General features: G+C 63.1%; 14 protein-coding genes. 7 read left to right on the forward strand and 7 right to left on the reverse strand.

The window, feature by feature from the left end; genetic code table 11:
* Position 1 precedes the first annotated feature (1 nt).
* From BLV18_RS10295 to BLV18_RS10315, 5 genes are all read right to left on the reverse strand, one after another.
* The gene (locus BLV18_RS10295) at positions 2-2,386 is read right to left on the reverse strand and encodes a UvrD-helicase domain-containing protein (protein ID WP_244156840.1); all 2,385 of its coding nucleotides are present in this window, start codon (positions 2,384-2,386) and stop codon (positions 2-4) included.
* 398 nt (positions 2,387-2,784) lie between these two features.
* Positions 2,785-4,425, reverse strand: a complete 1,641-nt coding sequence (gene pgm / locus BLV18_RS10300) for a phosphoglucomutase (alpha-D-glucose-1,6-bisphosphate-dependent) (protein ID WP_090358281.1) — start codon at positions 4,423-4,425, stop codon at positions 2,785-2,787.
* A 147-nt stretch (positions 4,426-4,572) separates the two neighbouring features.
* A complete protein-coding gene (gene garD / locus BLV18_RS10305) occupies positions 4,573-6,126 on the reverse strand; it encodes a galactarate dehydratase (RefSeq protein ID WP_056842710.1) in 1,554 nt (517 codons plus the stop codon).
* An 87-nt stretch (positions 6,127-6,213) separates the two neighbouring features.
* Positions 6,214-7,575: an MFS transporter gene (locus BLV18_RS10310; RefSeq protein WP_090358282.1), complete on the reverse strand. Its 1,362-nt coding sequence runs from the start codon at positions 7,573-7,575 to the stop codon at positions 6,214-6,216.
* A gap of 315 nt (positions 7,576-7,890) precedes the next feature.
* Complete coding sequence (locus BLV18_RS10315) at positions 7,891-8,631, reverse strand: FadR/GntR family transcriptional regulator (protein WP_090358284.1); 741 nt, start codon at positions 8,629-8,631, stop codon at positions 7,891-7,893.
* A gap of 215 nt (positions 8,632-8,846) precedes the next feature.
* Here BLV18_RS10315 and BLV18_RS10320 point away from each other — a divergent pair, with 215 nt between their 5' ends.
* The 7 genes from BLV18_RS10320 to BLV18_RS10350 all read left to right on the forward strand — a co-directional run bounded on the left by BLV18_RS10320 (position 8,847) and on the right by BLV18_RS10350 (position 14,791).
* Positions 8,847-9,209 (forward strand): YkgJ family cysteine cluster protein, encoded by a 363-nt coding sequence (locus tag BLV18_RS10320; protein ID WP_090358287.1) that lies wholly within the window; start codon positions 8,847-8,849, stop codon positions 9,207-9,209.
* 133 nt (positions 9,210-9,342) lie between these two features.
* Positions 9,343-10,194: an STAS domain-containing protein gene (locus tag BLV18_RS10325; protein ID WP_090358289.1), complete on the forward strand. Its 852-nt coding sequence runs from the start codon at positions 9,343-9,345 to the stop codon at positions 10,192-10,194.
* 4 nt (positions 10,195-10,198) lie between these two features.
* Positions 10,199-10,561 carry an STAS domain-containing protein gene (locus tag BLV18_RS10330; RefSeq protein WP_090358291.1) on the forward strand — a complete coding sequence of 121 codons (363 nt, stop codon included), beginning with the start codon at positions 10,199-10,201 and terminating at the stop codon, positions 10,559-10,561.
* Positions 10,558-10,962, forward strand: a complete 405-nt coding sequence (locus BLV18_RS10335; RefSeq protein WP_049859585.1) for an anti-sigma regulatory factor — start codon at positions 10,558-10,560, stop codon at positions 10,960-10,962. The genes BLV18_RS10330 and BLV18_RS10335 overlap by 4 nt, the downstream gene beginning before the upstream one ends.
* Complete coding sequence (locus tag BLV18_RS10340; RefSeq protein ID WP_208598853.1) at positions 10,953-11,969, forward strand: SpoIIE family protein phosphatase; 1,017 nt, start codon at positions 10,953-10,955, stop codon at positions 11,967-11,969. Before BLV18_RS10335 ends, BLV18_RS10340 begins: the two co-directional genes overlap by 10 nt.
* Positions 11,962-12,837, forward strand: a complete 876-nt coding sequence (locus tag BLV18_RS10345) for a sensor histidine kinase (RefSeq protein WP_056842717.1) — start codon at positions 11,962-11,964, stop codon at positions 12,835-12,837. Before BLV18_RS10340 ends, BLV18_RS10345 begins: the two co-directional genes overlap by 8 nt.
* On the forward strand, positions 12,827-14,791 hold the full coding sequence (locus BLV18_RS10350) for a PAS domain-containing hybrid sensor histidine kinase/response regulator (protein WP_090358293.1): 1,965 nt from the start codon (positions 12,827-12,829) through the stop codon (positions 14,789-14,791). The genes BLV18_RS10345 and BLV18_RS10350 overlap by 11 nt, the downstream gene beginning before the upstream one ends.
* A 289-nt stretch (positions 14,792-15,080) precedes the next feature.
* Here BLV18_RS10350 and BLV18_RS10355 read toward each other — a convergent pair whose 3' ends face one another.
* Together BLV18_RS10355 and BLV18_RS10360 are read right to left on the reverse strand one after the other, a co-directional pair.
* Entirely contained in the window at positions 15,081-15,539 is a 459-nt protein-coding gene (locus BLV18_RS10355; protein ID WP_090358295.1) for an REP-associated tyrosine transposase, read from the reverse strand.
* A gap of 84 nt (positions 15,540-15,623) precedes the next feature.
* Positions 15,624-16,469, reverse strand: coding sequence for a glycosyltransferase family 2 protein (locus BLV18_RS10360; protein ID WP_244156841.1), 846 nt, complete (start codon positions 16,467-16,469; stop codon positions 15,624-15,626).
* Between the last annotated feature and the right edge of the window lies 1 nt (position 16,470).

The following is a 16,470-nucleotide window of genomic DNA, read 5'->3' on the forward strand; positions in this document are numbered from 1 at the left end:
TTCAGCGCTGGGGCTTGACCCGCAGGTCGCTGAAGCATGGCAGGCTGGCGTCGACGCGCTCGGAAGCGCGGGCGCCGGGCTTGGTCGCCGTTTCCACGTACCAGTAGCAGCTGTGGATGGCCCGGGTGATCCCGACGTAGGCCAGGCGCAGCGCTTCTTCATGCTGAGCGCTGTCGTAGCCGTCCACCTGCCCCGGCGTCGCCAGACCGGCCAGGGCATACACCTGATTCTTGTAGGGCGAGCGACTGGCGTACTGGCAGTCACCCAGCAGAAACACCGCATCGGCCTGTAGCCCTTTGGCGCTGTGGAAGGTGAGCTGACGCAAGCGGCGCTGCTCTACGGGCAGCGCCTGCTCGAGCTGCAACAGGCCCTGGATATGTTCGGCCAGTGCCTGGCGATCACTGTTGCGGCGATACAGCACCAGAATCGAATCGCCCGCTGCATGATGCTCGGCAGCGCGTCGGGCAAGGTCTGCAAGGTCCCGAGTCAGCACGGTGACGGGCACCGGTTCGCGGGCGAACGTCGTACGCGCCTGGGCTTTCTTGCCCGGTATGGCCGGCGCCGATGCGACGACATGTTCGGCAGCGTCGATCACGACCTGGTGGCTGCGGTAGTTGTCGATCAGCAGGATGCGCGTGTGCTTGTGGGCACTGAAAGTGCGATTGAACTGCATGAAGTAGCTGGGCGTACTGCCTCGCCAGCCGTAGATCGATTGCCAGTCGTCACCGACGCACATCAGCGAACTGTGCTGCGCGGCTCGCTCACCGGCCAGAGAAGAACCTCGACGGAGGATTTCGGCAAGGCTCGCCTTCAGCCAGCCGACGATCTGCGCAGAGATGTCCTGGAATTCATCGACCAGCAGATGGGACATGGGGCGCAGGGCTTCATCGGGCAGCTCGCCGACCCTGGAGTCAGAGCCCTCTCCCAACAGCGCGAACATGCGGTTGAACAGCATGATCGGCGGAGTCTGCCGCTGCAGGTGCGCTTCGAGCGCTGGCCAGTAGGTACGTAGTGCGGCAAAGAAGGCCGCTTCGGGGTCATCGGCGTCCCAGGTCATTCGGTCGATGGCATCGACTACCTGCAACCCGAGATTCTCGATGAAGGTTGCGGCGCCCACGAAACAATCGAGCAGTGGCGCTGGAGAAAGCTCGCCGGGGAGCTGGTACTCGAAACCCGGACCGGACAGCGCCTTGCTATTCAATGCGCTCAAAACTTCTTTCGCATCGGCTGGGTTATCCAGCCAAATCAGTGGCTTATCGCAGAAAGCTTGAAACAAGGTGCGCTTGACGGCCCACTCACCCCAGACCGGTATCTTGGCGCCCGGCCGGGTCAACTGGGGGTCGGTATCGGCATCGAAACCCAATACAACCCATGTGTCGAGTTTGGCTATGTACCCATGGGTATGGAATGTAAATCCTTTTATATCAATGGTTTGTCGATCTATCTTGATCCCTTTTATAGGCCAAGCGTTTGTTTTGCGCCACTGATCTTCGATCAAGTCGCACAGCTCAACATCGCGGGCACTGGCCAGGCTCAGGGCCTTGAGGCGTTTCTGTACATCAGGGTCTTGCGGGTCGAGCTTGCGCAACTGGGCTGCGCCTTTGCGCAGGCGGGCGATATGACTGGCAAATGCAGGATCGCTGGTCATCAGATCGCGATAGCACTCGTTCATCAACTGGCGCTGGGTATCGTTGAGACGCAGCTGGAAGGGGTTGGCTTCTTCAGCGCCTGCGCCAGTGGCGCCCAGATTCTCGAAGGCGCGTACGTCGGACAGGCCAGGAAGTGCGTGGACCATGGGCAGAACCAGCGAATGGTAGGTTCTGACGACCTCACGCAGATTCTCGAATAGATATGAAATCTCCCATTTATCAAAGACTTGACACAACTTCTTGATAAAGTCTCGACGTGATTCCCGGGTGAAGGTGACGACGCTGAGGCTGTCGAGTTCGAATCCCAGGTAGTGGTGCAGGACCAGCACTCTGAGCACCAGCGACGTGGACTTGCCCGCACCGGCGCCAGCGACTACGCAGGTGGCGGGCGTGGTGCTGAAGATCATCTTCCACTGCGCGGCGCTGGGTTGAGCGTGTTCGGGAAGCCGTGCAGCGACGTCGGCCTTGATGGTCTTTTTCAGGGCTGGGGTGAGTTCCAGTTGCCAGGGGGCGAACAGCAAAGGCTGTGGCGCCGGTAGCGTGGCGGGCTTCTTTGGCGCACGGGCGGGCCGCTTCGACTTTGATGCGGGAGAGGGTTCGCGGGAGGGTTCGGGCGCAGGTGATTCGATCAGTGGCGTATGGAACCAGGCATCACGTTGCTGCGAACGCAGCCAACGCCAGCCCCGGGCAATCAGGCCCTGAGCCTGACGGTCTTTGTCGGTGGGTTGCGATGACACGAAAACTCCTGGGCATGTCGCGAGAGCCGCAATATACCAAAGATCCTTATCGCTGACGCTGGGCGGGTCGGGCGGTGTGCCTGATGCTCCGTGGTGCCTGCCGACGCGGCTTGCGCCGCTGCTACAGGGGCCATGATTGCCATCGGTCCGCGTGTCGGCGACGCACGCGATGCACCCGGAAGACCACGTCAAAGCCGGACACAGTGCTTCTGTAGCAGCGGCGCGAGCCGCGTCGGCGGTGCACGCGATGCACCTGGAAGATCGCATCAAGGCCGGACGCGGCTTGCGCCGCTGCTACAGGGGATCGCGGTGTTTCTGTAGCAGCGGCGCGAGCCGCGTCGGCGGTGCACACGGTGCTTCTGTAGCAGCGGCGCACGCGGTTGATCCAAGGGGGGGCATCAGCCGATGGCGGAATCCACCAACACCTGCGCTTCGGCCACCAGACGCTGCAGGTGGGCTTCGTCGATGAAGCTTTCGGCGTAGATCTTGTAGATGTCCTCGGTGCCCGATGGGCGCGCGGCGAACCAGCCGTTGGCGGTGATGACCTTCAGGCCGCCGATGGCCTGGCCGTTACCAGGCGCATGGCTGAGGATCTGCTCGATCGGCTCGCCGGCCAGTTCGGTCGACTTGACCTGCTCGGGCGACAACTTGCTCAAGGCCGCCTTCTGCTGCGGATTGGCCTTGGCTTCCACACGGGTGGAGAACGGCTCGCCCAGGGTTTGCGTCAATGCGTCATAGGCCTGGCTTGGATCACGACCGGTACGAGCGGTCATTTCAGCTGCCAGCAACGCAGGGATCAGACCGTCCTTGTCGGTGGTCCAGACACTGCCATCCATGCGCAGGAACGACGCGCCGGCGCTCTCCTCACCGCCAAAACCCAGCGAACCATCGAACAGCCCATCGGCGAAATACTTGAAGCCCACCGGCACTTCATGCAAACGGCGACCCAGACGTGCGGTGACACGGTCGATCAGGCCACTGCTGACCACGGTCTTGCCCACGGCCGCGTCGTTGCGCCATTGCGGACGGTTCTGGAACAGGTAGTCGATGGCCACGGCCAGGTAGTTGTTCGGCGCCAGCAAGCCACCGGTTGGCGTCACGATACCGTGGCGGTCGTGGTCAGGGTCGCAGGCGAACGCCACATCGAAGCGATCCTTGAGGCCGATCAGCCCCTGCATGGCATGGCTGGAGGACGGATCCATACGAATCTGTCCATCCCAATCCACGCACATGAAACGGAACGTGGAATCGACTTCGGTGTTCACCACCTCCAGGTCCAGCTGATAGTGCTCGGCAATCGCCGACCAGTAGCGCACGCCTGCCCCGCCCAGCGGGTCCACGCCCAGGCGCAGACCGGCTTTGCGGATCACATCGAAGTCGATCACGTTGACCAGGTCGGCCACGTAGTGATGGATGTAGTCGTGACGATGGGTGGTCGCCGCTTTCAGTGCTTGCTCATGGGGCATGCGCTTCACATCGCGCAGATCATCGGCGAGCAATTCATTGGCTTTGGCTTCGATCCACTTGGTCACGTCGCCGTCGGCAGGCCCGCCATTGGGTGGGTTGTACTTGAAGCCACCGCTCTGCGGCGGATTGTGCGACGGCGTGATCACTACCCCGTCGGCCAGACCGCTGCTGCGCCCGCGGTTGTAGCAGATGATCGCATGGGAGACGGCGGGCGTCGGCGTGTACTCGTCGTCCTTGGACAGCATGACCTGCACACCATTGGCCGCGAACACTTCCAGCGCGCTGGCGCCAGCAGGCGTCGACAGCGCGTGAGTGTCGATGCCGACGAACAGCGGGCCGTCGATGCCTTTGCTGCTGCGGTAGAGGCAGATCGCCTGGCTGATGGCCAGAACGTGATTTTCGTTGAAGCTCAAGTCGAATGAGCTGCCACGGTGGCCCGAAGTGCCGAACGCCACACGTTGGGTAGGCTCGCTCGCGTCCGGTTGGCCGGTGTAATAAGCCGTGACCAAGCGCGGGATGTCGATCAGCAGCTGGGCTGGGGCAGGTTTGCCCGCAAACGGACTGAGCTTCATGCAAAAACCTCTAATGTAGGTACCGAAACGGAGGATGACAGTTTAGTGGCACTTCGACACTGGAGGTAGGGATTTGATTCCCTTTTTTGACGCTTATTTATCGAGCTGACGGGCAACGGGTTGCCCGCTGCCCTTCGCAGCGCCCGATCAGGTGATCGGCGCAGGGTTGAACAAGGTGATGTCGTTGTGCAGGCGATAGCGTTCGGCCCAGGTCTGCTTTTCGCCGCTCGCCACGGCCAGGTAGTAGTGGAACAACTCCCAGCCCAACTCCTCGATGGTGGCGCGCCCGGTCGCGATGCGTCCGGCATCGATGTCGATCAGGTCCGGCCAGCGCTCTGCCAATTCGGTACGGGTAGAGACCTTGACCACGGGTGTCATCGCCAGGCCGTAAGGCGTGCCACGGCCGGTGGTGAATACATGCAGGTTCATGCCTGCGGCCAGTTGCAAAGTGCCGCAGACGAAATCGCTGGCGGGCGTTGCGCAGTAGATCAGCCCCTTGCGATTGACCCGTTCCCCCGGGCCGAGCACGCCATTGATGGCGCTGCTGCCGGACTTGACGATCGAGCCCAGGGATTTCTCGACGATGTTGGACAACCCGCCTTTCTTGTTGCCCGGCGTGGTGTTGGCACTGCGGTCCGCGGCGCCGCGCTCCAGGTAGTTGTCGTACCAGTCCATTTCGCGTACCAGCTCGGTCGCCACTTCGTGGGTTTCGGCCCGCGAGGTCAGCATGTAGATGGCGTCACGCACTTCGGTGACCTCGGAGAACATCACCGTGGCACCGGCCCGAATCAACAGGTCTGAGGCGAATCCCAACGCCGGATTGGCGGTGATGCCGGAGAAGGCGTCGCTGCCGCCGCACTGCATGCCCAGAATCAGCTCGCTGGCAGGCACGGTTTCGCGGCGACGCAGATCGAGCTTGGCCAGGCGGGTCTCGGCCAGGGCCATGATCTGCTCGACCATTTCCCCGAAGCCATGACCCGAATCCTGCAAGCGGTACAGCCACGGCTCGCTCAGGTCCACCGAGGGATCGTCCTCGTGCATCACCTGCCCGGCCTGCAATTTCTCGCAACCCAGACCGATCACCAATGCCTCGCCGCCCAGGTTTGGGTTGCGTGCCAGATTGCGTACGGTGCGAATCGGAATGTAGGCGTCGCGCGCATTGATCGCCACGCCACAGCCATAACTGTGGGTCAGGGCTACCACGTCGTCGACGTGGGGATACTTGGGCAACAGCTCTTCACGGATACGTTTCACGGCATGGTCCAGCACACCGGTCACGCACTGGACCGTGGTGGTGATCCCGAGAATGTTGCGGGTACCGACGGTACCGTCGGCGTTGCGATAACCCTGGAAGGTGAAGCCTTCGAGCGGCGGCAGCGCAGCCGGCACCGCGTCGGACATCGGCAGGCTGTCCAGCGGCGGTGCCGACGGCATCGCCAGTTGGCTTTCCTTGACCCAACTGCCTTGGCGAATGGGTTCCAGCGCGTAGCCGATGATCTGCCCGTAGCGCACCACCGTGCCGCCTTCGGCGATGTCGACGGTTGCGACCTTGTGGCTTTGTGGCACGCCTTCGACGACGGTCAGGCCATCGGGAAAGCGACTGCCTTCGGCCACGCCCTGATCGTTGACCACGACCACGACGTTGTCGTCTGCGTGCAGGCGCACGTAGCGGGGAGAATCGGAATGTTCGATCAATTGCATGGCTTGGCCCTTCCAATCAACTCAGGCTGAATCGAGAGCCGCGTGCCGGCACTGCCGGCCGCGGTCTTGTCGTTGGCTGCAGACGCTTCAGGGACGCGCGCCGGTCAGCTGCGGTGCATCGTCGACGATCGGATCGCCGTTCTCTTCGCGCAGGACCACACGCTTGATCGGACCGACGATCACCAGGTAGCTGAACACGGCGACCAGAGCGTTGGCGCCGACATACACCAGCGCGTACTTGAACGAGCCGGTGGCGCTGATGATGTAGCCGATCACGATCGGCGTGGTGATGGAGGCCACGTTGCCGAACATGTTGAACAGCCCGCCGCTGATCCCGGCGATCTGCTTGGGCGAGGTGTCGGACACCACGGCCCAGCCCAGCGCGCCCACGCCCTTGCCGAAGAACGCCAGGGCCATGAACGCCACCACCATCCATTCGGCCTGCACATAGTTGCAGATGACCATGGTGGTCGACAGCATCAAGCCGCATACGATCGGGGTCTTGCGAGCGAAGGTCAGCGAATGACCGCGACGCAGCAGACTGTCGGAGATCACCCCGCCCAGCACGCCGCCAATGAAGCCGCAGATGGCTGGCAGCGAGGCGATGAAGCCTGCCTTGAGAATGGTCATGCCGCGTTCCTGAACCAGGTACACCGGAAACCAGGTCAGGAAGAAGTAGGTGATACCGTTGATGCAGAACTGACCCAGGTACACGCCCAGCATCATGCGGGTGGTGAGCAGTTGGCGAATGTAGTTCCACTTGGGCTTGGACTTGCCGCCCTTGGCCTGGTCCATATCGACCAGCCCGCCGTTCTTCTCGATGAAGTCTAGCTCTTCGGCGCTGATGCTTGGGTGTTCCTTGGGGTTGTGGATGTACTTGAGCCATACCGCCGAGAACAGGATGCCCAGGCCGCCCATGACCACGAAGACGTGCTCCCAGCCCCAGGAATGAACGATCCAGCCCATCAGCGGAGCGAACAGCACGGTCGCGAAGTACTGCGCCGAGTTGAAGATCGCCGACGCCGTGCCGCGCTCGGCGGTCGGGAACCAGGCGGCAACGATGCGCGCGTTGCCGGGGAAGGACGGCGCCTCGGCCGCACCCACCAGAAAGCGCAGCATGAACAGCGCGATCACCGCGTTGGCCATCGGCAGGTAGCCGACGAAACCCTGCAGCACGGTGAACAGCGACCAGGTGAAAATGCTCCAGGCATAGACCTTCTTCGAGCCGAAGCGGTCGAGCAGCCAACCACCGGGGATCTGCAGCAGGACGTAAGCCCAACCGAACGCGGAAAAGATGTAGCCGAGGGTCACGGCGTCGATGCCCAGGTCTTTCTGCAGGCTGGCACCGGCGATGGAAATGGTGGCGCGATCCGCGTAGTTCAGGGTGGTCACCACGAACAACAGAAACAGGATCATGTAGCGCACGTGCGTCTTCTTCGTCGCTGGCATGCGAAGGTACTCCCACGAGTTATTTTTATGAGGGTAGAAGGTAGGTAGCCGGGTGGTTCAGATCTTGCGCCGTCAGCTAAAGACTGTACTGGGCGCCTGAGAAACGGAAGAAGTCGGACAACAGCGGAAGGACATCGCGCGGATAATCATGGTTGCAGCACCCTGGACGTTGGAATTATTAGGGGACACCGGTCTGTGCCGGTACTGCAGTTACGTTATCGTACAACGCTACGGATATCCATCCCTCGAAGATGAATTATTTCCAAAGGTGTGGCGATATCGCCGGGGAGTCATCGTACTACTGCGCGAAAACCTTCAGATCGACAGTTCTTCGTGAGCCTTGACCACCCGCGCCCGGCTGTTGGCCAGGTGAATGCGCATGGCCGCCCGGGCCGCGTCATAGTCGCCACGGGCCACAGCATCGAAGATATGCGCGTGCTCGCGCACCAGTCGCTCGTGCTTCTGCTGCCGGTCCAGCCGGGCGATGGCCACCGTGTCCAGGCGCGCCCGAGGAAACATGCTGGTGCCGAAGTGGGTGATGATGTCGACGAAGTAACGATTGTTGGACGCCTGCGCGATCTGCAAGTGGAACTGGAAGTCGGCGACGATGGAACCGCTGGTGTCGCAGGCGTGCTCAAAACGCTTGACTGCTTCTTCGATGCTCGCCAGCTGTGCATCGGTGCGACGCAACGCCGCCAGCCCCGCGGCTTCGATCTCGAAGCTGATGCGCACATCGAGAATGGCGATGACGTCCTGCAAGGTGACGATGGTGGCAGGGTCCAGCCGCGACACGGTCGAACCGGGCAGGTTGAGCACGAAGGTGCCGATCCCGCGGCGGGTTTCGACGATGCCCGACACCTGCAGCCGCGACAGCGCCTCACGCACCGTGGCCCGGCTGACCCCACCCACCGCCATCAATTCCAGCTCGGTGGGCAGCTTGTCACCGGGCTTGACCACGCCCTGGCTGATCATCCTGCAGACATCGTCCACCAGGCTCTGGGCCAGGTTGCCCGGCCTGCGGCGAGTGATGTCGGCGGTGACGGTGTCGTTGCTCATGGAGGGGCAATCGTGGCGGCAAATGGAAAGCCGATCATATATCAGGGTGTTGTGTGATGACAGCGCGAACACGTCGTCCTTCGGATACATTCACAGGCTCCGCAGCCCCCGTGAAATATACCTCGCAGACCCCCTTCACAACGGCCGCGGCAGCACTAGAATGGCGGCGTGGTCGCGGTCCCCAATAACGCTGTCGCCTCCCCTCCCGAGCCAACATGTCCAGAGTCAATCCCTGCCTTGAGTGCGGCGCCTGCTGCGCGCATTTCCGTGTGTCCTTCTATTGGGGCGAATGCCAGTCCGCGGGCGGCCCGGTGCCCGACGAGCGCGTCATTCAGGTCACCCATAACCGAGTAGCGATGCTCGGCACGGACGTCAGGCCTTCGCGTTGCACCGCTCTCGTCGGTGAAGTGGGCAAGCCCGGCGTCAGCTGTTCGATGTACGCCCAGCGCTCCAGCACCTGCCGCGAGTTCGAGGCTTCTTGGGAGCATGGCGAACACAACCCGGCCTGCGATACGGCGCGCGCGGCCTATGGTCTGCCACCACTGCCTGCGCCCGTGATCATCTCGCTGGCCAGCTAGGCGCCCCTCTTTCGTCGCGGGCCAGAGCGACACGCTTCAGTGCGTGGCGATGGTCATCGACGAGGTCTGGCGTTTAGCAGATAATCCGCCATCATTACGCTATCTTGCCCCATCTCTGTACAGGAGTTCCTGCATGGCCGCGCTGAACACGCAAACCGTTGACGCTTTCAAATCCCAACAAAACGCCATCGTCGAGCAATGGCTCGCAGGCCTCGAAGCCACCGGTGCGACGCGCAACATCAAGGAAGCCGACCTTCAACAACAGAGCAGCGAACTGCTGAGCCAGTTGATCATTGCCCTGGAAACCAGCCAGACCCACAACATTGCCGGCAGCCAATGGGCTGACGTGCGTCAGGTGCTGGAAAAGCTGTCCCACAGCCGGGCCTTGCTGGGCCACGATTCGCACCAGACCGCGCATTTCATCTTCGCCCTCAAACGTCCGCTGTTCGCCGTGCTGCAAACGACGTACGCCAACCAGCCGACTGAACTGGCCGAGCAGGTGCTGCTGGTTTCCGACCTGCTGGACGGCTTGGGCATGCACACCATCCGCACCTTTCAGAAGTCGCGTGAGATGGTCATCAAGCGCCAGCAGGAAGAACTGCTCGAGCTTTCCACTCCGGTGGTGAAGCTGTGGGAAGGTGTACTGGCGCTGCCGATGATCGGCACGCTCGATTCGCAACGTACCCAGGTGGTGATGGAGTCGCTGCTGCAGCGCATCGTCGACACCGGATCGGAAATCGCCATCATCGACATCACCGGTGTGCCGACCGTGGACACCCTGGTGGCCCAGCACCTGCTCAAGACAGTCACTGCCATTCGCCTGATGGGCGCCGATTGCATCATCAGCGGCGTGCGTCCGCAGATCGCACAGACCATCGTTCATCTGGGCCTGGACCTGCAAGGCGTGGTCACCAAGGCCAATCTCGCCGATGCCCTGGCGCTGGCCTTGCGTCGCCTGAACCTGACCGTCAGCAAGGCGGTCTGAGGCCATGGAACGCATCCCGATATTGCAGATGGGGCCCTACTTGCTGGTGACCATCCAGGTCGACATGCACGATCAACTGGCGATGACCTTGCAGGATGACCTTGCGGAGAAGATCAGCAAGACGTCCGCCCGTGGCGTGTTGATCGATATCTCGGCGCTGGACATGGTCGACTCGTTCATCGGCCGCATGATCGGCACCATCTCCGGGCTGTCGCGGATCATGGACGCCGAGACCGTCCTGGTCGGCATGCAGCCTGCCGTGGCCATCACCCTGGTCGAGCTGGGCATGAACCTGCCCGGCGTCAGCACCGCGCTCAACGTGGAGCGCGGCATGCGCCTGCTGCAGGCCCGAGTGAACGGCTCATGAACGTCGAAAGCAGCGGCAGCCAACCGGTGCGCCTGGAACAGGACGTGGTGCTGGCTCGCCAGACCGCGCGCAAGCTGGCCCAGGACTGCGGCATGCGTCTGATCGACCTGACCAAGCTGGTGACTGCGGTCAGCGAGCTGGCTCGCAACACCGTGGTCTATGGCGGTGGTGGCGACATGGACTGGCAGATTCTCGACGACGGCGTACGCAAAGGTCTGCGCCTGACCTTCCGCGACGAAGGCCCGGGCATTCCCGACCTCAAGCTGGCCCTGACCGACGGCTGGACCTCCGGCAATGGCCTGGGTCTGGGCCTGACCGGCGCACGGCGGCTGGTGGAAGAATTCGAACTGGACACCGCGCCCGGCCAAGGCACTCGCGTGACGATCACTCGATGGACCTGACCTTGCGCAGCGCCATCACTCAGGTGATCGCGCTGCAGGACTCCAGCCAGGTCGGCGAAGCCCGTCGTGCCGCGCAGCAGATGGCACAGGCCCAAGACCTGGATGAAACCGACTGCGGCCGCGTGGCGCTGGTCGCGACCGAGCTGGCCAGCAATGTCCTCAAGCACGCAGGTCATGGCGAGTTGCACCTGCGTGCCCTGCCCCATCCCACCTCGCCGGGTGTGGAACTGCTGGCGCTGGATCGCGGTACGGGCTTCGAGCTGCAGGAATGCCTGGCCGATGGCTACTCCACGCGCGGTACCCAAGGCATCGGCCTCGGCGCGCTGGCGCGGCAATCGGAAATCTTCGACGTCTACAGCGACGCGCGCGGCTCGGTGGTGCTGGCACGGCTGTACCGCAAGCGCGACGCGCAAGCCGACCTGCGCCTGGGCGTGACCCAACGCTCGCTGCACGATGATCCGGCCTGCGGCGACGCCTGGCAGGTGGCCTTCGCCGGCGAAGGCATCAGCGCACTGGTGGTGGATGGCCTGGGGCATGGCGAGGAAGCCGAAAAGGCTGCCCGTGCCGGATGCCAGGCATTCGCGCAGGCGCCGTTCGCGCGGCCCGAACAGGTGCTCGATGAGTTGCATCAGGCCATGAACGGCACTCGTGGTGGGGCGGCGGCCGTGGCCCAGTTCGACTACGACTCGGCTCAGTTGCGTTTCGCCGGTATCGGCAACATCGGCGCTACGCTGGTCGCACCCGGCAAGAGCCGCGGGCTGGCTTCCCATCCAGGGATCGTCGGCGCGCAGTTCCGGCGCGCGCAGACCTTCACCTTCGATGACGCCAGCCAGCAGGTGCTGATCCTGTACAGCGATGGCCTGCAGTCACGCTGGAACATGGCTGACTACCCCGGCCTGATCCACCTGCACCCCGCCATCATCGCGTCAGTGCTGTACCGCGACTTCTGTCGCGGTCGTGACGACATCACCGTATTGGTTATCGCCCTGGAGCCCGCCCATGTCTGAACCCCTCGAACTGGACGCCCAGGCCAGCGCGGCCCTGATCGCCCAGTTGCGTGCCGAAGCACAAGCCCTGCGTGAAGAACTGGATGAGACCAACCAGGGCGTGCTGGCGCTGTACGGCGAACTCGACGGCCAGGCCGAAGAACTGCGCCAGGCTTCGGACCTCAAGAGCCGCTTCCTGTCGTACATGAGCCACGAGTTCCGCACGCCGCTGGGTTCGATCCTGAGCATCACCGGTCTGCTCGCCGACGAGCTGGACGGCCCCTTGGCGCCGGAACAGCAGAAACAGGTGAGTTTCATCACCAACGCTGCGCAGGAGCTCAGCGACATGGTCGATGACCTGCTCGATCTGGCCAAGATCGAGGCCGGGCGGATCACCATCTCGCCCGCCTGGTTCGACATGTTCGATCTGTTCTCGGCGTTGCGCGGCATGTTCCGGCCGATCGTCAATGCCAGCGCTGTGGACCTGATTTTCGAAGAGCCTGCCGGGCTGCCAAGGCTGTACACCGATGACAAGAAGCTGGCGCAGATCCTGCGCAACTTCATTTCCAACTCGCTGAAGTTTACCCTCGCGGGCGAAGTGCGGGTGTCGGCCAAGCTGGAATCGCCGTCGCAGATCCGCTTCGCCGTGACCGATACCGGTATCGGCATTCCCGCAGAATTGCATGGCACCCTGTTCGAGGACTTCGCCCAGATCGATTCTCCGGTGCAGAAGCGCCTGCGCGGCACGGGGCTGGGCCTGTCGCTGTGCAAGCGCTTTGCCGAACTGCTGGGTGGTACGGTAGGCGTGGAGAGCAGTCCAGGCGTGGGTTCGACATTCTTTGTGATCATTCCGTTGGCCATCGCGCCGGAGCCTGGCCATGACACCTGAAGTGCGCGTCCTCATCGTCGACGACAACAGCGCCACGCGCTACGCCTTGCGGCGCCGATTGGAGCAGCACGACATCACCATCCTGGAAGCCGGCACCGGTGGCGATGGCCTTGCGCTCATCGCCAGCGAGCCGCTGGATGCGCTGATCCTGGACGTCAACCTGCCGGACATGAGCGGTTTCGACATCGTCCGCCTGCTGCGCGCCAAGCCGGCCACGGCCTTGCTGCCGATCATCCATGTCTCGGCGGCGTCGATCCAGACCGGCGACATCATCACCGGGCTGGAAGCCGGTGCCGACGCCTACCTGATACATCCGGTCGATGCCGATGTGCTGCTGGCGACGTTGCGCACGCTGTTGCGCGTGCGCGACACGGAAAACGCGCTGCGCGAGAGCGAGGCGCGTTTTCGCGAGATTTTCGCCAACATCGCCGCCCCCATCGCGGTGATCGACGAGCAGTTGCAGGTGATCGAGTGCAACCATGCCTTCTCCCAGCTCTTGCCCACGCCGGTCTCGCTGACCAGCCTGCAGGCGCAACTGGCTGCGGGCCAGGAATCGGTGCTGGACGATCTGCAGGTGCGCTTGAGCAAGGGCGAACGCTGGCGTGGCAACCTGACTCTCAAGGTCGACGAACAGCTGCGTGAAACCGAATGGCAGGTCTCGCCCTATCGCGCTCCTGGGCATAGCCTGGTGTTCATCGAGGACGTCACCGAGCATCGTCAGCGCGAGCGTCAACAGCAGATCCAGTTGGCTGACGCCCAGACCTTGCTGGCCCAGGAAGTGGCGGAGCGGGCACGCACCGAAACGCAGCTGCTGCAGGTGCAGAAGATGGACGCCCTGGGCAAGCTCACCGGGGGCATCGCCCACGACTTCAACAACCTGCTGACCGGTATCATCACGGCGCTGGAACTCATCAAGAAGCGTGTGGAACCAGCCGGTGCCACAGCCAGCGTCGACAAGACCGTGTCCCGCTACGCCGACGCGGCGCTGCAGTCGGCCACCAACGCTGCTGCCCTCACCCATCGCATGCTCGCCTTCGCCCGCCAGCAGCCGCTGGACACCCGGCCGATCGCGATCAATCAGCACGTGCATTCATTGGAAGACCTGCTGCGCCGCACCATCGGCGAGCGGATCACCTTGAGCCTGGACCTGACCGACAGCGCGGCGATTGCCATGGTCGATCCGATCCAGTTCGAAAACGCCGTGCTGAACCTGGTGATCAACGCCCGCGATGCGCTGCCCGAAGGCGGCAATATCCGCCTGTCGACCTTCGCTGCCTATTCGCGAGGCGACACGCGCCTGGCCGACGGCGACTACGTGGTGCTGTCGGTGCGCGACGACGGTACGGGGATCGATCACAGCATCATCGACAAGGTCTTCGATCCGTTTTTCACCACCAAGGCGGTCGGCAAGGGCACGGGGTTGGGCCTGTCGACGATCTACGGTTTTGCCCGGCAGTCTGGCGGTGATGTGAGAATTCGCAGCCTGCTCGGCCATGGCACCGAGGTCACCTTGATGCTCCCGGCCGGCCTGGCGCTGCTGCCGCTGCCCAGCGAACCGGTGCAGTTGGAGAATCGCGGCAAGGGTGAGCACCTGTTGATCGTGGAAGACATGGCGTCGGTACGGATGTTCGTGGTCGAGGCGCTGACCGATGCGGGCTACCGCTGCACCGAGGTGGACAGCGCGCTGGATGCCTTGGAAGCCCTGCGCACCGACCCGTCGATCCAGCTGCTGCTGACCGATGTGGGCTTGCCGCAAATGAACGGCCGCGTCCTCGCCGACGCCGCCCGCGACATGCGCCCCGAGCTGCCGGTACTGTTCATGACCGGCTACGCCGAAAACGCCCTGGACCTGCAGACCTTCCTCGCCGAGGGCATGGACCTGGTCATCAAACCCTTCCGCATGGGCGACCTGGTCAGCCGCATCGCCCACCTCCTCGAACGCGATCCCGTGTAGCGGTATACGCATTTCACCCAACCCACCACCCCCCCGACGCGGCTCGCGCCGCTGCTACACGCCGCGCCCCCTGTAGCAGCGGCGCAAGCCGCGTCGGCGATCTACGCATTTCTCCTGACCCACCGCACCACCCCCGGACGCGGCTCGCGCCGCTGCTACAGGTGGGCGTGCATGTCGGCGATGCACAGAGGTCCCGGCAAACGCGGACCCTGTAGCAGCGGCGCAAGCCGCGTCGGCGGTGCATGCGATATCTCTGACACAACGCGTCTGCAGTCGATGCGCTTGCCAATCACAGCCAGATCGCATCCCACAGCGGATAATCACCGACCTTCTCGACCAGGCCAGCGCGAACGGGGTTCATGATGATGTAGCGGGCTGCCACTCGCAGGTCGTCTTCGCGGCGCATCGCTCGGTCGCAGTAGCCTTTCTGCCAAAGGCGGCCGCAAGTCGCGTTGCGGCGATTGATGGCCAGGCTGCTGCGCGCTTTCATGCGGCAGATGACCGTGGCAAGGTCGCCCTTGCGCAGTTGAAACAACCAATGCACGTGATCCGGCATCACCACCCATGCCAGTGACTCGACATCCCCCGACTCATGCATGGCCCGCAACTGAGCCACCAACAACCGAGCACTTCGCCAACAGGCAAACACCGATTCCCGATCTGCCGTCACACAGGTGATCGAATACACCTGACCCACTTCGCTCGCGCGCCCCTTGCGCAACCCACAGGCCCTCCTGCACGCCGACATTCCCTGGCCTCCGCAAATCCGTCAAGGTAGGAAACCGGTGAGCCGTGAGCAAGCCAGCAATCGTTGCCGAATCGGACGAACGCTTCAGAACCCCGAGCCCGCACGATCCAGGCAGGCGTCGACTTCCGCATCGGTTGGATGGCGCAGAATCTGCAACGATTGCGCGGACCAGCTCACCAGACCCAGCTCGACGAACTCGCCAAGCCAGCCCTCCATGGGCCACTCCTGCCAGCGTTGATGGAAGCGCTGCGCATTGGCCACGATCGCGGAGAAATGGTTGAGCGGCGGACGCCAGGTGGGATGGTATTGGTGGAAAGCCTGGGCCGCCGCCGTTCTCAACTCGACACCCTGCCGACGCGCACTGAAAGCGAAATCGGTGTCTTCAGCGCCGTAGCCCAGATACCCCTCGTCGAACCCACCAATGCGTTCGAAAACCGCTCGCGTACAGGCAAAATTCAGCGACCAGAACAGATGATGGGGCAGCAGCGATCCCGGTGCGCCCCGGTATTGGCTCAACGGGTGGGCCACCCCATCGCGGGCCAGCGTGGCATGGGTCCAGCCCTCCATCTGCGCGGTGCTGGGCAGATAGCGCACCTCGCCCAGATGCAAGGATCCAGGCATCTCGCGCAACGCGGCCTCATAATCACGAAGCAGGCTTTCACCAGGAATGCAGTCCACGTCGAGAAACACCCACTGCTCGCCTTCACACTGGCGCACTGCATTGCGCGCCCTGGCCAGTGGCAGACCGTGGGAAGCATCGTCGACCATCAGGCAGTGAATCGGAAAACACTCGCTGTGCAGATGACGCGCAGGCTGGTTCATGAACACCACCCAGAGCGCCTCCGGCATCAGACTACCCCGCTCCAGTCCGCGGATGACATTGTCCAGCTGCCGCTCGCGGCCATGCACCAGCGTAATCACATTCAACATT

This window comes from Pseudomonas coleopterorum (genome assembly GCF_900105555.1).
Classification (GTDB): Bacteria; Pseudomonadota; Gammaproteobacteria; order Pseudomonadales; family Pseudomonadaceae; genus Aquipseudomonas; species Aquipseudomonas coleopterorum.